The following is an 18,905-nucleotide window of genomic DNA, read 5'->3' as shown; positions in this document are numbered from 1 at the left end:
ACCTGGATGGCAGCCTGATGAAGCAAGCCGATTACGCCGACTGCAAGGTGCGCGACGAAGCCGCCCAGTGGTTCAGTCGCAACCGCGACCCCGAGCAGGGCAGCGACGAGCGCCGCGAATTCGAAGCCTGGCTGGCGGCAGCTGCGTCGCATCGATCCGAGTACCGCTTGCTGGAAGTGATGTGGAGTGCCGTCGACCTGATTCCCGAGCAACGCTTGCGGGAGCTGTGCACGGCAGAAGTCCTGCCTTTGCCGGTGCGTTCGCGCCGACGCTTCCTGCAGGGTGCGTTGGCGGCCGCGGCCAGCGTCGCACTGGTGATGGGCGCGACCTACCTGCTCGATCCGCTCTCATTGCGTGGCGAGAGTTTTACGACCGCACTGGGCGAACGTCGCCAGGTCATGCTGGCCGATGGCTCGACCCTCGATCTCAACGGTCGCACCCGCGTCACCGTTGTCTACAGTGCTGACCGTCGACTGGTGCGCCTGGAGGCCGGTGAAGCGATGTTCAGCGTGACGCCGGACAAGGCACGCCCCTTCGTGGTCGAAGCCGGACCAGGCCGCGTCACCGTCACCGGTACGCGTTTCAATGTGCGACGGGATGTCGAGGACGTGCGCGTGGCGGTGGAGTCGGGCCGCGTCCTGGTAGCCGGCGAGCGGGGTGAGGCGAGCCGGCCGCTGCTGGCCGGCGACGGGGTGCGGGTGGCGGCCGATGGCGGGGTCGGTCCGGTGCAACGCATCGATATCGCGAGCATTACCGCCTGGCGACAGGGCAAGCTGATCTTCAATGACGTGCCCCTCGTGGAAGTGGCGCAGGAAGTGTCCCGCTACCGGGAACAACCCCTGCGTGTTGCGGAGGAAGTGGCCAACCTGCGCTTCTCCAGCGTGTTCCGCGCCGATGACACCAACGCCTTGCTGACGGCCCTTCCGCGCATCCTTCCGGTCAAGGTCAGGACCCTGCCTGACGGGTCAAGCGAAATAATTCCGTTTTAGATTCAGGTTTTTTTTCTGTCGTTCGTCTTCTCGTCCGACTCTTTGCGCCCAGTGCAGTGCAGGGCGCTTTCTTTCAGGACCGGACGAACGTGATCAACGAAGTAACGCAACAAGCTGTGTCGCCAGATTCCTCCCGCAAGACTCCTCGTACCCACCGCTGGCTGCCCCTGAGCCTGGCCATCGCCCTGGCTGTCGGCAGCGTCGGTGTCGAAGCCGCCGAGCGCACTGAAGTCCACATTCCGGCGCAGTCCCTGGCCGGCGCCCTCGGCCAGCTGGGCAAGCAGACCTCGCTGCAGCTGTTCTTCAGCCCTGACCTGGTGGCGGGCAAACAGGCTCCCGCGGTCGATGGCAACCTGCTGCCGGAAGAAGTGCTCGCGACCTTGTTGCAGGGCAGCGGCCTGACCTTCGACCTCTCGGACGGCACCGCCATCCTACGTCGCGTATCCAGCGAAGAGCAGGGCGCGTCGGCCATGGAGCTGCCGGCCTCCAACATCACCGTGGTCGGTGACTGGCTGGGCACTGCCGAAGACGCGGTGGTGCAGAACCACCCCGGCGCCCGTACCGTGGTTCGCCGCGAAGCGATGATCGAGAAGGGTGCGATGAACGTGCGTGACGCGCTGCGCTCGGTGCCCGGCGTCCAGGTCCAGGAGTCCAACGGTACCGGCGGCAGCGACATCGCCCTCAACTTCGGCGTGCGTGGTCTCACTTCGCGTCTTTCGCCCCGTTCCACCGTCCTGATCGACGGCGTGCCTGCCGCCTTCGCCCCGTACGGCCAGCCGCAGCTGTCCATGGCACCGATCTCCATCGGCAACCTCGACAGCATCGACGTGGTCCGTGGTGCCGGTTCCGTGCGTTATGGCCCACAGAACGTCGGTGGCGTGATCAACTTCGTCACCCGCGCCATCCCGGAGAAGTTCTCCGGTGAAGTCGGCACCTCCATGGAAGACACTGCCCATGGTGGCTGGAAGTACCTCAACAATGCCTTTCTCGGCGGCACCGCTGACAACGGCATCGGCGCCGCGCTGCTCTATTCGGGCGTGAATGGCGACGGCTACCGCGACGGCAACAACGACAACGATATTGACGACGTCTTGCTCAAGACCCACTGGGCGCCCACCGAGCAGGACGACCTGTCGCTGAACTTCCACTACTACGACGCCACCGCCGACATGCCGGGCGGCCTCACCCAGGCGCAGTACGACGACAACCCGTTCCAGTCCGATCGCGACTGGGACAACTTCAGCGGCCGCCGCAAGGACGTCTCGCTGAAATACCTGCGCCAGGTGGACGACGTCACCCAGGTGGAAGTGCTGACCTATTACAGCGACAGCTTCCGGGGTAGCCACATCGCCAGCCGCGACCAGAAGTTCCTCAATTCCTATCCGCGCAGCTACTACACCTACGGAATCGAGCCGCGCGTTTCGCGCATCTTCTTCGCCGGTGAGAGCACCCACGAGGTGGGCGTTGGCTATCGCTACCTGAAAGAGGCCATGCACGAAGAAAGCAGCCGTGTGGCCCTGGTGAAGAACGTCCCGACGCCGACTCCCGGCCCATCGGCTGACGGCCATGTGTTCCAGGACCGTACCGGCGGCACCGAGGCCAATGCCTTCTACATCGACGACAAGATCGACGTGGGCCAATGGACCGTCACCCCGGGTGTGCGCTTCGAGAGCATCAACACCGACTGGCACGAGCGCCCGGTGATCGGCACCAACGGCAAGCCGGTGCAGGAGAAGAACCGCAGCAAGGACTACAACGAGCCGCTGCCGGCCCTCGCCGTGATGTACCACCTCTCGGATTCCTGGAAGCTGTTCGCCAACTACGAGACCTCGTTCGGCAGCCTGCAGTACTTCCAGCTCGGCCAGGGCGGGGAGGGCGACAACGCGGCCAATGGCCTGGAGCCGGAGAAAGCCAAGACCTACGAACTGGGCACGCGCTACAACAGCCAGACCTGGGGCGGCGAAGCGACGCTGTTCTACATCGACTTCGACCACGAGCTGCAATTCATCAGCAACGATGTGGGCTGGACCAACCTGGGCGCGACCAAGCACCAGGGCCTGGAACTGTCCGGCTACTACAACCTGGACGAACTGCTCTCGGGCCTGAGCCTGACCGGCACCTACACCTTCACCCGCGCCACCTATGAAGGCGACATCCCGGGCTTCAAGACCCGCGACCTGCCGTTCTACTCGCGTCATGTGGCCAACGTCGGCCTGCGCTACCAGGTGGACCGCTGGACCTACAACTTCGACGGCTACGCCCAGTCGGGCCAGCGCGCGCCGGGTACCGGTATCGATGCCAACGGCAACTTCACCGGCGACTACATCACCGAACCGACCGCTGACGGCCAGTTCGGCGACATTCCCGGCTACGTGACCTGGAGCGCCCGTGGTGCCTATGACTTCGGCGAGCAGCTGTCCAACCTGAAGGTGGGCGTGGGTGTGAAGAACATCTTCGACAAGCAGTACTTCACCCGTTCCAGCGACAACAACGCGGGCATCTACGTCGGCCAGCCGCGCACCTGGTATATCCAGGCCAGCGTAGGGTTCTGAGGTAGGAGGGCTCTGCCGTTCTGTAGGAGCGAGCTTGCTCGCGAAGGGCCGTGCTCGGATTGTTCGCGAGCAAGCTCGCTCCTACCCTCAGTAGCCCCGATTTAGTATCGAGAGGTACTCGGGCGAACCTGCGGTCCGCTCAGCGAATGAATTCGCCCCCACAGATGTTGTTCCCTCAATCCCAATCGTCCGGCTTCTTGTCCTTGCTCGGCGCCTTGTCGCTGATGCGCTTCACGTCCGCCGCAGGCACCTGTTCCGGTGGCTGGCTCGGGCCTTGGGGCTTGGGCGCGGGTGTGCGCACGTTGGGGTCGCTGTTCATGGGAACCTCCGATTTCTCTGTCTCCTAAGCGCAGCACAAGGCGGTGCGTCGCGCTGGCCGCCTGTCGCCCGGCGGGTTTCATCGGCTGGGACCAGCCTTTGCCAAGTCAGGGCCTAGACTGGAAGCCATCGCCACAAGGAGACAGGGCCATGAGCAGCAACGTCGACCTGAACCAGCGGCCACCCTATGACCCGGTGATCGAGACCATTGCGGATTACGCGCTGGCTTACCGGGTGGAGTCTGCGGAGGCGCTGGGCACGGCCCGTAATTGCCTGATGGACAGCCTCGGTTGCGCCTTGATGGCATTACGCTTTCCCGAATGCACCAAGCTCCTCGGCCCCCTGGTGGAAGGCACCCAGGTGCCGCAGGGCGCGCGGGTGCCGGGCACGTCCTACCGGATGGACCCGGTCAAGGCGGCCTGGGACCTTGGCGCGATGATCCGCTGGCTGGACTTCAACGACACCTGGCTGGCGGCCGAGTGGGCGCACCCCTCCGATAACCTGGGCGGCATCCTCGCGGTGGCCGACCACCTGTCACAGCGGCGCGTGGCCAGGGGGGAGCCGCCGCTGACCATGCGCCTGGTGCTGGAAGCCATGGTCAAGGCTCACGAGATACAGGGCGTGATGGCCCTGGAAAATTCCTTCAACCGCGTCGGGCTGGACCATGTGGTGCTGGTCAAGCTCGCATCCACTGCGGTCTGCGCCTGGCTGATGGGCGCGAGTCGCGAACAGATGCTCTCGGCCATCTCCCACGCCCTGGTGGATGGCCAGGCCCTGCGCACCTACCGCCACGCGCCCAATGCCGGCTCGCGCAAGTCCTGGGCGGCGGGCGATGCCACCAGTCGGGGCGTGCGCCTGGCGGATATCGCCATGCGCGGGGAGATGGGCGTTCCCGGCGTGCTCAGCGCACCGCAATGGGGCTTCTACGACGTGTCCTATAGCCACACCAACAAGGACCTGGCGACCAAGCCGCTGGAAAAGCACCACTTCAGCCTGCCCCAGCCCTTCGGCAGCTACGTGATGGAGAACATCCTGTTCAAGGTCAGCTATCCCGCCGAATTCCACGGCCAGACGGCCTGCGAAGCGGCGGTGCGGTTGCACCCCCTGGTGCGCAACCGCATCACGGAGATCGATCGCATCCTCATCACCACCCAGGAGTCGGCCATTCGCATCATTTCCAAGGAGGGCGCCCTGGCCAACGCCGCCGACCGCGACCATTGCCTGCAGTACATGACAGCGGTGGCCCTGGCTTATGGCGACCTGGCCGCCGAGCATTACGAAGACGACTTCCATCAATCCCATCCGATCATCGACCGCCTGCGCGAATGCATGGAAGTGGTCGAAGACCCCCGCTACAGCCGTGAGTACCTGGAAGCGGACAAGCGCTCCATCGCCAATGCCGTGCAGGTGTTCTACAAGGACGGCCGGCACACCGAGAAGGTGGAAGTGGAATACCCAATGGGTCACCGTCGCCGGCGCAGCGAGGGAATGCCGTTGCTGGAGGAGAAATTCAAGACCAGCCTGGCGACCCGCTTCGCGCCCCATCGGTGCGCGGAGATCCTGGCGCTGTGCAAGGACCAGGCTGCCCTGGAGGCAATGCCCGTGGATCGGTTCGTGGAGTTCTTCGTGGGCTAGCTGACAGGTGGAGAGAGCCCCGGACCGGGGCTCCTCAACGTCGCATCAATCGTCGTAACGGTCGTGGTCGCGGCTACGGCAGACCTTCTCTTTGTCGAAGACTTCCCGGGACGCCTCGATGCGCACCCGGCAGGGGCCATCACGGTAGTCGCGGTGCCATTCGCCACGGCGCCAGCTCTTGCCGCGTCCGTCCGGGCAGCGGATGACCTTCCGGTAATAGCCGCGGTCGGTGATTTCCTTCACCCGGCAAGGGCCATCGCGGTAGTGCTCGACCCTGCCGTCATCATCGTCCCGTCTGTGGTCGGCCTGGGCACTCTGCATGGTGCCGGCAAGGGTTGCGACCAGAACAAACACACCCACTAGCGGGCCTGTTTTCATTGCTTTACCTCGATTCCGATACGACTGGAGTGGGCCAGCGTCCACGCGCTCGTCGCGAGGCTCGACCTGGCGACGAATATGACCACGCGGCGGCATTTTTGCTCCATGGTGCAACGCGTCCGAACGAGGCACGGGGGAGGGTGGTCATACCTATACTCATAGGACCTGGGCCGACTGGCCCACGGGACGGGCGAACTCTCATGAGCGCTGCGCAAGTTTCCCCCCGAATTCGGGCGAAACAGGTGCCCGGCAGGCTCTTCGGAACCCCGGGTACGCTGCTTTCAATGCTGATCGTCATCCTCGCGCTGACGCTCGGCGGGTGCGCGTCGAAACCGGAAGAACCGCCTCCGGTCGTCGTCTCCCAGGCCACCTGGCGCCAGGTGGACCGCGACATCGCCGCCGCTTCCCTTGCGGCCACCAGCCAGGCCCGCCGTTACGCCCAGGATTCCATGGATCGCTGGATGGACCTGATCTACCAACGCACCGATAGCGAATTCCTCCCCTGGTTCTCCAGCTTCTGGACCCGCAAGTGGCTGAGCATCAAGGTCGGCTGGTATCGCCTGAGTTCTGACGGCGAACGGGAACAGACGGTGAATCGGCTGGCCGCCTACCTGCAGGAGGAATACGACGAGCAGGTGCTGCAGCCGGTTGCCCGCGAGATTGATCCGGACGACATCATGGAACAGACCACGCAAACCTATATTCAGCAGCTGGATGAGCGCCTGCAAGTGATTCCACAGCGCTTTGGCGTACCCGGCGACCAGTTCGCCCAGCATCTGCAGAAGATCCCGGCGATCGAGTTGGCACCGCCCGGCCAGCGTGCGTCGCTCTACCAGGTGCTCAAGGCCGACCCGCTGGAGAAACTGCCAGCCTATGCCTCGCTCATGGGCCAGATTCGCAATGCGCCCAACGGCGCAGGGGCCTGGACCACCGATGACGGCCTGTCGCGTATCACCCGCGACACCAGCGAGCAACTGGAATCGGAACTGGCGACCAGCGGTGCCGCCAGTGTCGCCACCAGTTTCATGGGACGCGTCGCGGGCCCGATACTGTCCCTCGGCTTCACCGGGGTCAGCGCCATGCTCCATGAAGAGGGGCGGGCCGATCGTGAAGCCACCTTGCGCAAGAGCCTCAACCAGGCCTTCGACGAAGAATGGCTGGAGCTGATGCGCAACCCCGACGTGGGGGTGATGGCCGGGGTGATCCACCTGTCCGGGCAAGTAGAAGGCAGCCTGACGCAGACCAAGACCCAGCCCATCCAGTTCCAGCCACTGCCCAAGGTGATACCTGCGCAATAGCCTGCCCATTCGCCGGCTCCCGGCCGGCACTGCTCCCCGCGTTCCACCTGTCGAACATCGAACACCCCACTGCATTTCTCGGCGCGGCGCAGGCTTTGCCGCTGCGCCGGCTGCGCCGGCTGCGCCTGTCATGAAATGCGAAGCTGCTGACGCCCTATGAGAAGCAGCCGGAGGGGGGGATGCCTAGAGTCCAATCCATGGGTCCGTGACCCGACTACAAGAATTCAGATTGGAGATAAGGCATGGCCAAAGCGGTTCGGTTTTATGAAGCTGGGGGACCGGAAGTACTTCGTTATGAAGAGGTCGAGGTAGCTGATCCTGGTCCGGGCGAAGTTCGCATCCGTCACGTCGCCGTGGGCCTGAACTACGCCGACACCTACTTCCGTAACGGTACCTATCCCATCCCGCTGCCCAACGGCATTGGCGTCGAAGCCGCCGGTGTGGTGGTGGCGGTCGGTGCGGGCGTGACCAACGTTGCCCTCGGCGACCGTGTCACCTACACCGGCTTCCTCAACACCCTCGGCGCCTACAGCACCGAGCGTCTGGTGTCCGCAGCGCCGCTGATCAAGCTGCCCGAAACCATCGCCTTCGAAACCGCTGCGGCCATGACCATGCGCGGCCTGACTTCCGCCTACCTGATGCGTCGTATCTACGACTTCAAGGAAGGCGACAGCATCCTCCTGCATGCCGCTGCCGGCGGTGTGGGTCTGATCGTCTCGCAGTGGGCGAAGCTGCTCGGCCTGACCGTGATCGGCACCGTGTCCACCGAGGCCAAGGCTGAAGTAGCGCGCTTTCACGGCTGTGACCACGTCATCAACTACAGCGAAGAAGACATCGCCCAGCGCGTGCGTGAGCTGACCGGCGGGCGCGGTGTCGATGTCGTGTTCGACAGCGTGGGCAAGAACACTTTCAACGCCTCCCTGGATTCGCTCCGCCGCCGTGGCCTGCTGGTGTGCGTCGGAACCGCTTCGGGTCCGGTGCCGGCCTTCGATCCGGTCCTGCTGGCCATGAAGGGTTCGCTGTTCATCACCCGCCCGGCCCTGGCTGACTACATCGCTGACCCGGCAGAGAAGGCCGAGTTGGTCGGTGAGCTGTTCGACCATGTTGGTAGCGGTCGCATCAAGATTGATATCAACCAGCACTACGCGCTGGAAGATGCGGTCCAGGCCCATCGTGACCTTGAATCGCGCAAGACCACCGGTTCGTCCATTTTCGTCATCTGAGGTCGCTGGCCATGAAAGTCGAGCAACTCACGTGCGCCATCGGCGCCGAAATCAGCGGTGTGAACCTGGGCGACGCTTCTCGTGATGACGGTCTGTTCGCCGAGATCAAGGCGCAGCTGCTCAAGCACAAGGTGCTGTTCCTGCGCGACCAGGACATCAGCCGTGCTGAGCATGTGGCCTTTGCCCGCCGCTTCGGCGAGCTGGAAGACCACCCCGTGGCCGGCAGCGACCCGGAGCATCCGGGCCTGGTGCGCATCTACAAGGACCCGGACCAGCCCAACGACCGCTATGAAAACGCCTGGCACACCGACGCCACCTGGCGCGATGCCCCGCCCATGGGTTGCGTGCTGCGCTGCGTGGAGTGCCCGCCGGTGGGCGGCGACACCATGTGGGCGAACATGGCGCTGGCCTACGAGAAACTGCCGGAAGACGTTAAGCAGCGCATCGAGGGCCTGCGCGCCCGCCACAGCATCGAAGCGAGCTTCGGCGCGGCCATGCCCGTCGAGAAGCGCCTGGCGCTGAAGGCCATGTACCCGGACGCCGAGCATCCGGTGGTGCGTATCCACCCGGAAACCGGCGAGAAGGTGCTGTTCGTCAACGCCTTCGCCACCCACTTCACCAACTTCCACACCCCCGAGTACGTGCGCTACGGCCAGGACTACAGCATGGGCGGCAGCGACCTGCTGCGCTATCTGGTCAGCCAGGCCTACATCCCGGAGTACCAGGTGCGCTGGCGCTGGAAGAAGAACAGCGTGGCGATCTGGGACAACCGCTCCACCCAGCATTACGCCGTGATGGATTACCCGCCCTGCGTTCGCAAGATGGAACGCGCCGGAATCATCGGCGACAAGACTTTCTGACCATCGATCCACCCGGCCGGGACAATTCGGCCGGGCCCCCTGAACAAGAACTTACCGAGGACATCCAGCATGCAATTCTTCGACGATTCCCTGCACCCGGAAAACATGGAAAAAGTGGTCATCACCGTGGCGCCCTACGGCCCCGAGTGGATGCCGGCAGACTTCCCGGAAGACATCCCGGTGACCATGGACGAACAGGTCCAGAAAGCCGTTGATTGCTATGAGGCGGGTGCCACCGTGCTGCACCTGCACGTGCGTGAACTCGACGGCACCGGCTCCAAGCGCCTGTCCAAGTTCAACGAACTGATCGCCGGTGTGCGCGAAGCCGTACCGGACATGATCATCCAGGTGGGCGGTTCCATTTCCTTCGCTCCCGAGGGCGAAGGCGAAGCAGCCAAGTGGCTGTCCGACGATACCCGCCACATGCTGGCCGAGCTGACTCCGAAGCCGGACCAGGTCACTGTGGCCATCAACACCACCCAGATGAACATCATGGAACTCCTCTATCCGGAGTACCTGAAGGGCACCTCCCTGGAAAACCCGGTCTACCAGGCCGCCTACAGTGAGATGACCGTGCCGGCCGGCCCGGCCTGGGTCGAGGAACACCTCAAGCGCCTCATGGCCAACGGCATCCAGCCGCACTTCCAGCTCACCGGCATGCATGCCCTGGAAACCCTGGAGCGCCTGGTGCGCAAGGGCGTCTACAAGGGCCCGCTGAACCTGACCTGGATCGGCATCGGCGGCGGTTTCGACGGCCCCAACCCGTTCAACTTCTTCAACTTCATCCACCGCGCTCCGAATGGCGGCACGCTCACCGCCGAGTCGCTGCTGAAGAACGTTCTGCCGTTCAACACCATGGCCCTGGCCATGGGCCTACACCCGCGCGTTGGCATCGAAGACACCATCATCGACCAGCACGGCAAGCGCTTCACTTCCGTGCAGCAGATCCAGCAGACCGTGCGCATCGCCCACGAGCTGGGCCGCGAAATCGCCAGCGGCAAGGAAGCACGCGAGATCTACAAGATCGGCGTGGAGTACAAGGACGTGGAGGAAACCCTGCGCATGAACGGCATGGCGCCTAACCGCCAGCCGGGTCAGAAGCACGTCCCGTTGCGCACCTGACCTGCGTAGCCAGGAGTCGGCCTACAAGGCCGGCTCCGGCGGGGTGCCAACCGACGCCCCGCCAGCTAGCGTGACAACAACAATTACACGCAAAGATTCAAGGTAACCCCGATGGCCTTTCATACCGCCACCACCGCCGATTTCGACGAATCGGCCGTCAATATCCCGCGCACCTACGCCTGGGTCGTCTTCGCCCTGACGTTCGGCCTGCTGATTTCAGACTACATGTCGCGGCAGGTACTCAACGCGGTATTCCCGCTGCTCAAATCCGAATGGACGCTTACCGATTCCCAGCTCGGCCTGCTCAGCGGCATCGTCGCGCTGATGGTGGGGCTGTTGACGTTCCCGCTGTCGCTGCTGGCTGACCGCTGGGGCCGGGTGAAGAGCCTGGTGCTGATGGCCACGCTCTGGAGCCTGGCGACCCTGGGTTGCGGCCTGGCGAAGAACTACGAACACATGTTCATCGCCCGCTTCCTGGTGGGCGTGGGCGAGGCAGCCTATGGCAGCGTCGGCATCGCGGTGGTGCTGTCCGTGTTCCCCCGGCAGATGCGCGCCACCATTACCGGCGCCTTCATGGCCGGCGGCATGTTCGGTTCAGTGCTGGGTATGGCCCTGGGCGGCGTCCTGGCGCAACACCTGGGCTGGCGCTGGTCCTTCGCGGGCATGGCGATGTTCGGCCTGGTTCTGGCGATGGTCTACCCGCTGGTGGTCAAGCAATCGCGCATCGCCAAGCCGCGCGTGGTGCCCAGCGCCAACGACGAGTTCCCGTGCCGACGCCCGCTGAAAACCCTGTTTGCCAGCCGTTCGGTCATCTGCGCCTACGTCGGCAGCGGCCTGCAGCTGTTCGTCGGCGCGGCGGTAATGGTGTGGTTCCCCAGTTACCTGAATCGCTACTACCACATGGGCACCGACCAGGCCGGCGCGGTCTCGGCCATCATCGTGCTCACCGGCGGTGCCGGCATGATCCTCTGCGGCATCCTCAGTGACCGCCTGTGCCGCAATGCACCGGACCGCAAGATCGCCCTGGCCATCGCCTATTGCCTGATCAGCTGCGTGCTGCTGTCGCTGGCCTTCCAGATGACAACGGGTGTGCCGCAGCTGGTGGTCATCGCCCTGGCGATGCTGGTTGCCACCGGCACCTCCGGTCCGGCCGGCGCCATGGTCGCCAACCTGACCCACTACTCGATCCACGGCACGGCCTTCGCCACTCTGACACTGGCGAACAACCTGCTGGGCCTGGCGCCCGGACCCTATGTCACAGGCGTGCTGGCCGATCTCTTCGGCCTGGATCGTGCTTTCCAGTTGATTCCGTTGATCAGCGTCGCTGCGGCCCTGGTGTTCTGGTACGGCAAGCGCCACTACCAGAAGGACATCCAGAAGCTCACGCCGCTGATGGCAAGTGAGGAACGTTAATGAAACCGCTGTTGGTCGAAATGACTTTCGACTTCATCTGTCCCTGGTGCCTGATCGGCAAACGCAACCTGGAGAAGGCGCTGGGCAACCTGGCCAAGCTGCGGCCGGATGTCTCCGTCGAACTCCGCTGGAAGGGCGTGCAGCTGCTGCCCGACCTGCCGGCGCAAGGTGTGCCCTTCATGGAGTTCTACCTGCAACGCCTCGGCAGCGAGGCGATGGTGCGGGCGCGCCAGGAGCAGGTGAGTGAAGCCGCCTATCACGCCGACGTGGATGTGGACCTGCGACGCATCGTGACCATGCCCAACACCGCCAACGCGCACCGCCTGCTGGCGTTGGCCACGGAGCAGGGCAGCGCGCGTCAGGTCGACGCCCTGCTCGAACGGCTGTTCGCCAGCTACTTCCAGCGTGGCGAGGACCTGGGCAGCAGCGAGCTGTTGCTGCGGGTGGCCAGGCAGTGCGGCTTCGATCCGCGAAACCTGGAGGAGGCGCTGTTCGACGATGGCCGTCCCTATGTGGGACGCGATGCGGTTCCCGCGAACCAGGCCGTTCCCTCGTTCGTGATCGACAACCGGCCGTCCCTGGCCGGTGCCCAGCCGTCGTGGCTGATGCTGGCCCAGTTGCAGCACGCGCTGGAGCGGCGCGAAGCGACGGAGGCATGCCTGCCATGACCGCGCGGGTAGAGGTGCCAGCGGACAAGCTGCCGCCGGAAGGCGGCCGCAGCCTGTTTCGTCATGACGGCAAGTCGCTGGTGCTGTTCAACCAGGGCGGTGAGATCTACGCCATCGACGAAGGCTGCCCGCACAACGGCGCCTCCTTGTTCGGCGGCAAGCTGGAGGGACGTTTGCTGCGTTGCCCGGCCCACGGCCTGCGCTTTGACCTGGCCAGCGGATGTGTCCCTGGCGTGAGCGGCTTCGGTGTCGCCACCTATGCGGTGGAGCTGCTGCAGGGCCGTTGTTTCATCGATCTATCGCGGCCGCGTCCGCAGGAATCAATCGTATGTCTGCAACAGCAATAACCTCGCTGGGATCGCGCACCCGGGTACTCATGCCCGGCGTGATCGTCAGCGCCGTGGTCGCCGCGGCGGCCACCTTCCTTTCCGAGCACTACGGTGCTCCGGTGATGCTTTTCGCCCTGTTGCTGGGCCTCGCAGTGAACTTCCTGGCGACCGACGGCGCATGCAAGCCCGGCATCGAGTTCACGGCCCGCGAAGTACTGCGGGTCGGCGTGGCGCTGTTGGGCATTCGCATCACCCTGGAACAGATCGCGTCGCTCGGCTGGCAGCCAGTCGCCATGGTGGTGGCACTGGTGGTGGTTACCATCCTCGTGTCAGTCGCAGTGGCGCGTCTGCTTGGCTTCAACAGCCTGTTCGGCCTGCTCACCGGTGGCGCCACCGCCATCTGCGGTGCGTCGGCGGCGCTGGCCCTGGCGGCGGCGCTGCCGAGCCATCCGCAGAAGGAACGCGCGACGCTGTTCACCGTGATCGGCGTGTCGGCACTGTCCACCCTGGCGATGATCCTCTACCCGATGATCGCCGAGGCCCTTGGGCTCTCGCCGTTGCATGCCGGGTTCTTTATCGGCGGCACTATCCACGACGTGGCCCAGGTGGTGGGCGCTGGCTACAGCATGGGGCACGAGACCGGCGACAGCGCCACGGTGGTCAAGCTGATGCGTGTGGCGATGCTGCTGCCGGTGATCGTCTGCGCCGCAATGATCACGCGCATGCGCGGCGCCGAACCAGGCACCAAGCGTCCGCCGCTGCTGCCCTGGTTCGCGGTGGGCTTCGTGATCCTCGCTGCCATCAACAGCACCGGCTTCATCCCGCCCGTGGTGCAGAACGCCGGTAACGAACTGTCGCGCTGGTGCCTGGTGATCGCCATCAGTGCCCTGGGCATGAAAACCCAACTCAAGGACCTCGCCTCCGTGGGTATCAAGCCGATCCTGTTGATGGTGGGGGAGACCGCCTTCCTCGCCGCCCTGGTGCTGGCAATGCTGCACTGGGGGTTCTAACGACTACTCCTGCTCCCGTAAGGGGGTCATCGACGCCTGCCAAAGCGGGCATTTGCCGCGCCGGAGCCTATAGGGAAGGGCTTCGTAGCGCGGTTTTTTTTTGGCGTGACGGGGTGAATGCAGGGAGGCATTTACCCCTTTTTTTATTTGGACGGTTGGTACAGGTGGCGTAGGAGCGAGCATCTGCTCGCGATGCCCGGCACGGACTTCCGGGAAGCGTTGGGCTTCGCTGCGCTCTGACCAACCTACAAAGGCGATCGGCAGCGCGATGGGGGTGTAGGAGCGAGCTCTGCTCGCGAAGCCCAGCACGGACTTCCGGGAAGCGTTGGGCTTCGCTGCGCTCTGCCCAACCTACAAAAGCGATCGGCAGCGCGATGGGGGTGTAGGAGCGAGCTCTGCTCGCGAAGCCCAGCACGGACTTCCGGGAAGCGTTGGGCTTCGCTGCGCTCTGACCAACCTACAAAAGCGATCGGCAGCACGATGGGAGTGTAGGAGCGAGCTCTGCTCGCGAAGCCCAGCACGGACTTTCGGGAAACGTTGGGCTTCGCTGCGCGCTGACCAACCTACAAAAGCGATCGGCAGCACGATGGGGGTGTAGGAACGGGCTCTGCTCGCGAAGCCCAGCACGGACTTCCGGGAAGCGTTGGGCTTCGCTGCGCTCTGACCAACCTACAAGGGCGATCGGCAGCACGATGGGAGTGTAGGAGCGAGCTCTGCTCGCGAAGCCCAGCACGGACTTTCGGGAAACGTTGGGCTTCGCTGCGCTCTGACCAACCTACAAAAGCGATCGGCAGCACGATGGGGGTGTAGGAGCGAGCTCTGCTCGCGATGCCCAGAACTGGCTTTCGGGAAGCGTTGGGCTTCGCTGCGCTCTGACCAACCTACAAAAGCGATCGGCAGCGCGATGGGCGATGTAGGAGCGAGCTCTGCTCGCGAAACCCTGCACGGACTTTCGGGAAGCGTTGGGCTTCGCTGCGCTCTGACCAACCTACAAAAGCGATCGGCAGCACGATGGGGGTGTAGGAGCGAGCTCTGCTCGCGAAGCTCTGTCGTAGGTTGGCGCTGAGGAACGAAGCCCAACAGCGGCGCCGATGGGTTTCGTTCCACAAAGGCGGACTACTCCTCCGCCTTCACCTGATGCTCACGCCGCCACGCTGCCGGTGCCATGCCGAACTGGGTGGTGAACCAGCGGGTGAAGGAACTGGGCACCGAATAGCCGAGCAGGTCGGCGATGCGGGAGAGGGAATAGCGCGGATTCTCCATGTAGCGCAGCACCAGGTCGCGGCGCACCTCGCTGATCAGGTCGGAGAAGGTCACTTCGCTTTCTTCCAGGCGCCGCTGAAGCGTGCGCACGTTCATCCCCAGCGATTGGGCGATCTGCTCGATGGTGGCGCGGCCCATGGGCAGCAACAGGTAGATGGCCTTGCGCACGTCGTTCAGTGTCGATTGCTGGGCGGCGCCGGGCAGGGTCTCCACCAGGCGCAGCGCGTGGCGGGCCATGGCCGGGTCAGCCAGGGGGTTGGCCTTGTCCAGGTCGGCGGCCTGGCAAACGATGCCGTTGAACTCGCTGCCGAACTCCAGCTTGCAGCCGAACACCCGCCGATGCAGTTGCAGGTCCGGCGGCGCGTCGTGGCTGAAGTTCACTGCCATTGGCCGCCAACCCGAGCCGAGCAGGGCGCTGCACATGCGGAACAGCACCCCGATGGCCAGCTCCATGCCCTGGCGGATGGGGACCGGCGGGTCGGTGATGATCTCTTCCCGCAGTACGACTGTCTTGCCCACTTCGTCCACGAACAGCGCCAGTGATTCGTTTAGCAGGTGGCGGTACTGGACGATGGTTTCGAGCGCATCACGCAGGGTCGGCTGGTGGGAAAGCAGGAGGCTGATGACGCCGAAGTCCGAAAGCTGACGGGATTCGGCCATGCGCAAGCCGAAGGTGAGGCAGCCGCTGGCGCGGGCGGAATCTTCCAGCAAGGTGGCAGCCGCCGAGGTGGGCAGGCGTTGGTCGGGGTTTTCTATCAGTGCCTGGCTGAGTCCTGCCTGGCGCAGCATCTGTTGTGGGTTGAGACCGAGGTGTTGGGCCACTTCCATGTAGTTGGTGAGGGCCGCCGCGCGAACCATTGGAGTCATGTCGATCGCCACGCTGTCGTTGTACCGGAGTGTGCCTGTAGGCATGCGCCGATTGTTTTTGTCAGATAAAGCGAAGTGAGTCTGTCGTCGCGGATAGTCTTTGAATTTGTCTTTCATGACAACGCCGGCATTTTTCCTTGTTCCGGCCAGATGAAAGTAAAGCCAATCCCTGGAATTTGGCCCATGCCACGGATGACGGGCATGGCCGCCCGGCGGGCTGGAAAAGGGAGCAGGGCGGGGCTGTCATGAAATGCGAAGAGCCTGACGCCCTATGAGAAGCGACTCCCCCCTGGCACCTCTACTGTTTGCATCACCAAGTTCCTCCAGCCGCGATTGCGGCACAGGGTGATGACGTGAACAACAACGACAACGCAACCATCCTTATCGTCCCCGGCCTGCGGGATCATGTGCCCGAGCACTGGCAGACCCTGCTGGCCGAGCAACTGCCCAAAGTCCGCAGCGTTCCACCGCTGGAAGAGGACAAGCTGAGCCTGCCGGCGCGCGTCGAAGCCATTCAGCGTGAGCTGGAGCAAATCGACGGCCCTGTGATCCTCGTTGCCCACAGCGCCGGTGTCCTCATGGTGGCGCACTGGGCGGCTCGCTACAGCCGACCGATCAAGGGTGCGCTGCTGGCCACGCCTCCGGACCTGGACGCTGCCTGGCCGGCGAACTACCCGAGCCCCGAATCCCTTCAAGCCAATGGCTGGACCCCGCTGCCGCGTCAGCCGCTGCCGTTCCCCAGCCTCGTCTGTGCCAGTGACGACGATCACCTGGCCAGCCTGGACGCGGTTCGCGCCCTGGCCAACGACTGGGAAAGCAGCCTGGTCGAGCTGGGCAAGGTCGGTCATCTCAATCCGGCCTCGGGCTACGGCGAATGGCCGGACGCCCATGACCTGATCCGGATACTGGATCGCTGATCCAAAGATTCCAACTCATTCGGCCGGGGAGTCCGGCGTAAGTGGCGCGCGGCCATGCAACCGGCTGCGCGCAAACCAGGCAGGGAGCAAGGAAAGGGTTGCGGTAGCCAATACAACAAAAAGCGGAGCCAACGCATGAAAGACAAGAACAATCACAACCTGAACCTGCGCAGGTGCCTGCTCGCCTCGGCCATTGCGGCCGGGATCGGCGCGCCAGCAGCGATACAGGCCATGGAAGTTGACACCGGTAACCCGGACTGGTCGGTTCGCTTCGACAACACCGTGAAGTACAACTACGGTGTTCGCACCGAGAGTGCCGACAAGCGCATGCTGGCTACGCCGAACAACAACGACGGTGACTTCAACTTCCGTCGTTCGGGCACCAACATCACCAATCGCGTCGACCTGTTGACTGAGCTGGACGTGATCCACCAGGGCAACAAGGGCTTCCGTGTCAGTGCCGCCAGCTGGTACGACAAGGCCTACGACAACACCGGCTCCAACTCGAACCCGTTCGTCAACGGCAACGAGGCCTTCTCCCGCATTGCCGGCCAGCCCGGTACCAACAATGCGGTGCTGGGCAGCCCGCACCTTTCCAACTACGCCCAGCGCTATTACAGCGGCCCGTCCGGTGAAATCCTCGACGCCTTCGTGTTCTACAGCACCGAAATTGGCGAAGAGTCGATGTTCAGCATCAAGGCCGGCCAGCACAACGTGTACTGGGGCGAAACCATCCTCAATCCCGTGCATGCCATCAGCTACGGCCAGTCCGGCCTGGACCTGGCGAAACTCGCCGCGGCACCGGGTACCGAGGCCAAGGAACTGTTCGTTCCGCGCAACCAGGTTTCCGCTTCCTTCACCATCAACCCTGAGCTGACCGTTGCCGCCCAGTACTTCCTCGACTGGGACGCTGCACGCCTGCCTGAGGCCGGCACCTACTACGGCAGTTCGGACGTTGTGGGCTTCGGCGCGCAGTCCTTCCTTCTCGGTCACACCGGCGGTCCGGGCCTCGCGGGGCCGAACGGCACCCTGACCAACATTCGCCGTGGCCACGACATTACTCCGGATAAGCGCGGTGACTGGGGCCTGATGCTCAAGTGGTCGCCGGAATGGCTGGATGGCACCGTTGGCGCCTATTACCGCCAGACTTCGGAAATCCTGCCGCAAGCCGTACTCGATGGCACCGGCCTGACCGCACGCGGTGCAGCTGGCCCCATCGCCAACGTGCAGAACTCCATCAGCACCACCAACTACAAGCTGGCCTACGGCGACGACATCGACATCTTCGGCCTGAGCCTGTCCAAGGAATTCGGCGGCATCAGCGTCGCCAGCGACCTGAACGTCCGCCACAACATGCCGTTGGCGAGCATCCCGGCCATCACCAGCGCCACCGGCCCTGGCGGCCTGGCTGCGGGCCTCGGCTTGCTGCCGGCGCGTATTCCGGGTTCCGGTGTGGTCACCGATGTTCCGAGCAGCGGCGACAGCATGAGCGCCACCGGCGACACCCTCCACTGGACCCTGAACGGCTTGATGACCATCGGCGACACGCCGCTGTTCGACGCGGCCAGCCTGCTGGGCGAGCTGTACTACAGCAACCTGCTGAAGCTCGATAGCAAGAACGAGGCGCTCTACAAGGGCAAGTCCACCTACCACGGCATCGATCAGCCGACCCGCGACAACTGGGGCGTCGCGGTCAATTTCACGCCCACCTGGTACCAGGTATTCCCGGGTGTGGACCTGTCCGCCCCGATGTCCGTCAACGTTGGCCTGGACGGCGTTTCGCCGGTACAGGGCGGCGGCGCCGAAGACACCGGCAACTACTCCGTGGGGATCGGTGCGGCCATCTACAACCAGTACTTCGTGGACCTGAAGTACGTGGACTCTTTCGGCGACGCCGAGAAATGTGAAAACGGGGCCACCGACGGCTCGACTCCTAACGCATTGGACGCCACGCAGCGCTACACCTGCTACGCCGGGGGTTACTCCTCCTTCTCCGGCGGCGGGGCTACCACGGAAGACCGTGGCGCGGTGTATCTGACTTTGAAGACCACCTTCTGACATTC

Annotated in this window: 16 protein-coding genes; 13 read left to right on the top strand and 3 right to left on the bottom strand. The window is 64.1% G+C overall.

What is annotated here, in order from left to right; genetic code table 11:
* The first annotated feature begins 17 nt into the window (after window positions 1–17).
* A complete protein-coding gene (locus DM872_RS09045; RefSeq protein WP_179059154.1) occupies window positions 18–989 on the top strand; it encodes a FecR family protein in 972 nt (323 codons plus the stop codon).
* Between the two features lie 116 nt (window positions 990–1,105).
* Window positions 1,106–3,541 (top strand): TonB-dependent siderophore receptor, encoded by a 2,436-nt coding sequence (locus DM872_RS09040; RefSeq protein ID WP_373273696.1) that lies wholly within the window; start codon window positions 1,106–1,108, stop codon window positions 3,539–3,541.
* Window positions 3,542–3,716: 175 nt separating this feature from the next.
* Here the strand turns inward: DM872_RS09040 and DM872_RS09035 are convergent, their stop codons facing one another.
* On the bottom strand, window positions 3,717–3,860 hold the full coding sequence (locus DM872_RS09035; protein WP_162945806.1) for a hypothetical protein: 144 nt from the start codon (window positions 3,858–3,860) through the stop codon (window positions 3,717–3,719).
* 149 nt (window positions 3,861–4,009) lie between these two features.
* Between DM872_RS09035 and prpD the strand changes: the two genes are divergently transcribed.
* Window positions 4,010–5,494 carry a 2-methylcitrate dehydratase gene (gene prpD, locus DM872_RS09030; protein WP_179059152.1) on the top strand — a complete coding sequence of 495 codons (1,485 nt, stop codon included), beginning with the start codon at window positions 4,010–4,012 and terminating at the stop codon, window positions 5,492–5,494.
* A 45-nt stretch (window positions 5,495–5,539) separates the two neighbouring features.
* Here prpD and DM872_RS09025 read toward each other — a convergent pair whose 3' ends face one another.
* Window positions 5,540–5,872: a hypothetical protein gene (locus DM872_RS09025; RefSeq protein WP_179059151.1), complete on the bottom strand. Its 333-nt coding sequence runs from the start codon at window positions 5,870–5,872 to the stop codon at window positions 5,540–5,542.
* A 284-nt stretch (window positions 5,873–6,156) separates the two neighbouring features.
* On the opposite strand from DM872_RS09025, the gene DM872_RS09020 reads away from it, so the two are divergent.
* The 8 genes from DM872_RS09020 (at window position 6,157) to DM872_RS08985 (ending at window position 13,795) form a co-directional block, all read left to right on the top strand.
* Entirely contained in the window at window positions 6,157–7,170 is a 1,014-nt protein-coding gene (locus DM872_RS09020; protein ID WP_179059150.1) for a hypothetical protein, read from the top strand.
* 242 nt (window positions 7,171–7,412) lie between these two features.
* The gene (locus DM872_RS09015; RefSeq protein WP_077526986.1) at window positions 7,413–8,393 is read left to right on the top strand and encodes a quinone oxidoreductase family protein; all 981 of its coding nucleotides are present in this window, start codon (window positions 7,413–7,415) and stop codon (window positions 8,391–8,393) included.
* A gap of 11 nt (window positions 8,394–8,404) precedes the next feature.
* Window positions 8,405–9,253, top strand: a complete 849-nt coding sequence (locus DM872_RS09010) for a TauD/TfdA dioxygenase family protein (protein WP_179059149.1) — start codon at window positions 8,405–8,407, stop codon at window positions 9,251–9,253.
* Window positions 9,254–9,322: 69 nt separating this feature from the next.
* Window positions 9,323–10,375, top strand: coding sequence for a 3-keto-5-aminohexanoate cleavage protein (locus DM872_RS09005; RefSeq protein WP_179059148.1), 1,053 nt, complete (start codon window positions 9,323–9,325; stop codon window positions 10,373–10,375).
* A gap of 111 nt (window positions 10,376–10,486) precedes the next feature.
* A complete protein-coding gene (locus tag DM872_RS09000) occupies window positions 10,487–11,788 on the top strand; it encodes an MFS transporter (RefSeq protein WP_179059147.1) in 1,302 nt (433 codons plus the stop codon).
* On the top strand, window positions 11,788–12,456 hold the full coding sequence (locus DM872_RS08995; protein WP_179059146.1) for a DsbA family oxidoreductase: 669 nt from the start codon (window positions 11,788–11,790) through the stop codon (window positions 12,454–12,456). The genes DM872_RS09000 and DM872_RS08995 overlap by 1 nt, the downstream gene beginning before the upstream one ends.
* A complete protein-coding gene (locus DM872_RS08990) occupies window positions 12,453–12,803 on the top strand; it encodes a Rieske (2Fe-2S) protein (protein WP_179059232.1) in 351 nt (116 codons plus the stop codon). Before DM872_RS08995 ends, DM872_RS08990 begins: the two co-directional genes overlap by 4 nt.
* Window positions 12,785–13,795 carry a YeiH family protein gene (locus DM872_RS08985; RefSeq protein ID WP_179059145.1) on the top strand — a complete coding sequence of 337 codons (1,011 nt, stop codon included), beginning with the start codon at window positions 12,785–12,787 and terminating at the stop codon, window positions 13,793–13,795. Before DM872_RS08990 ends, DM872_RS08985 begins: the two co-directional genes overlap by 19 nt.
* A 1,116-nt stretch (window positions 13,796–14,911) precedes the next feature.
* On the opposite strand, the gene DM872_RS08980 is transcribed toward DM872_RS08985, so the two are convergent.
* Window positions 14,912–15,916 (bottom strand): AraC family transcriptional regulator, encoded by a 1,005-nt coding sequence (locus DM872_RS08980; RefSeq protein ID WP_179059231.1) that lies wholly within the window; start codon window positions 15,914–15,916, stop codon window positions 14,912–14,914.
* A 362-nt stretch (window positions 15,917–16,278) separates the two neighbouring features.
* Between DM872_RS08980 and DM872_RS08975 the strand changes: the two genes are divergently transcribed.
* Both DM872_RS08975 and DM872_RS08970 read left to right on the top strand, forming a co-directional pair.
* Entirely contained in the window at window positions 16,279–16,842 is a 564-nt protein-coding gene (locus tag DM872_RS08975) for an RBBP9/YdeN family alpha/beta hydrolase (protein ID WP_179059144.1), read from the top strand.
* 135 nt (window positions 16,843–16,977) lie between these two features.
* Window positions 16,978–18,900 (top strand): DUF1302 domain-containing protein, encoded by a 1,923-nt coding sequence (locus DM872_RS08970; RefSeq protein WP_179059143.1) that lies wholly within the window; start codon window positions 16,978–16,980, stop codon window positions 18,898–18,900.
* The last annotated feature ends 5 nt before the right edge of the window (window positions 18,901–18,905 follow it).

This window comes from Pseudomonas taiwanensis (genome assembly GCF_013393345.1).
GTDB classification, from domain to species: Bacteria; Pseudomonadota; Gammaproteobacteria; order Pseudomonadales; family Pseudomonadaceae; genus Metapseudomonas; species Metapseudomonas resinovorans_C.
This window is presented reverse-complemented; position numbering and strand designations above follow the sequence as displayed.

Bases quoted from the DNA above. Each gene is read 5' to 3' on its own strand.
- DM872_RS09020 (WP_179059150.1), top strand. From the start codon at position 6,157: ATGCTGATCGTCATCCTCGCGCTGACGCTCGGCGGGTGCGCGTCGAAA.
- DM872_RS09000 (WP_179059147.1), top strand. From the start codon at position 10,487: ATGGCCTTTCATACCGCCACCACCGCCGATTTCGACGAATCGGCCGTC.
- DM872_RS08990 (WP_179059232.1), top strand. From the start codon at position 12,453: ATGACCGCGCGGGTAGAGGTGCCAGCGGACAAGCTGCCGCCGGAAGGC.
- DM872_RS08970 (WP_179059143.1), top strand. From the start codon at position 16,978: ATGAAAGACAAGAACAATCACAACCTGAACCTGCGCAGGTGCCTGCTC.
- DM872_RS09025 (WP_179059151.1), bottom strand. From the start codon at position 5,872: ATGAAAACAGGCCCGCTAGTGGGTGTGTTTGTTCTGGTCGCAACCCTT.
- DM872_RS08985 (WP_179059145.1), top strand. From the start codon at position 12,785: ATGTCTGCAACAGCAATAACCTCGCTGGGATCGCGCACCCGGGTACTC.
- DM872_RS09045 (WP_179059154.1), top strand. From the start codon at position 18: ATGAAGCAAGCCGATTACGCCGACTGCAAGGTGCGCGACGAAGCCGCC.
- DM872_RS09035 (WP_162945806.1), bottom strand. From the start codon at position 3,860: ATGAACAGCGACCCCAACGTGCGCACACCCGCGCCCAAGCCCCAAGGC.
- DM872_RS08980 (WP_179059231.1), bottom strand. From the start codon at position 15,916: ATGGTTCGCGCGGCGGCCCTCACCAACTACATGGAAGTGGCCCAACAC.
- DM872_RS09010 (WP_179059149.1), top strand. From the start codon at position 8,405: ATGAAAGTCGAGCAACTCACGTGCGCCATCGGCGCCGAAATCAGCGGT.
- DM872_RS09015 (WP_077526986.1), top strand. From the start codon at position 7,413: ATGGCCAAAGCGGTTCGGTTTTATGAAGCTGGGGGACCGGAAGTACTT.
- DM872_RS09005 (WP_179059148.1), top strand. From the start codon at position 9,323: ATGCAATTCTTCGACGATTCCCTGCACCCGGAAAACATGGAAAAAGTG.
- prpD (WP_179059152.1), top strand. From the start codon at position 4,010: ATGAGCAGCAACGTCGACCTGAACCAGCGGCCACCCTATGACCCGGTG.
- DM872_RS08995 (WP_179059146.1), top strand. From the start codon at position 11,788: ATGAAACCGCTGTTGGTCGAAATGACTTTCGACTTCATCTGTCCCTGG.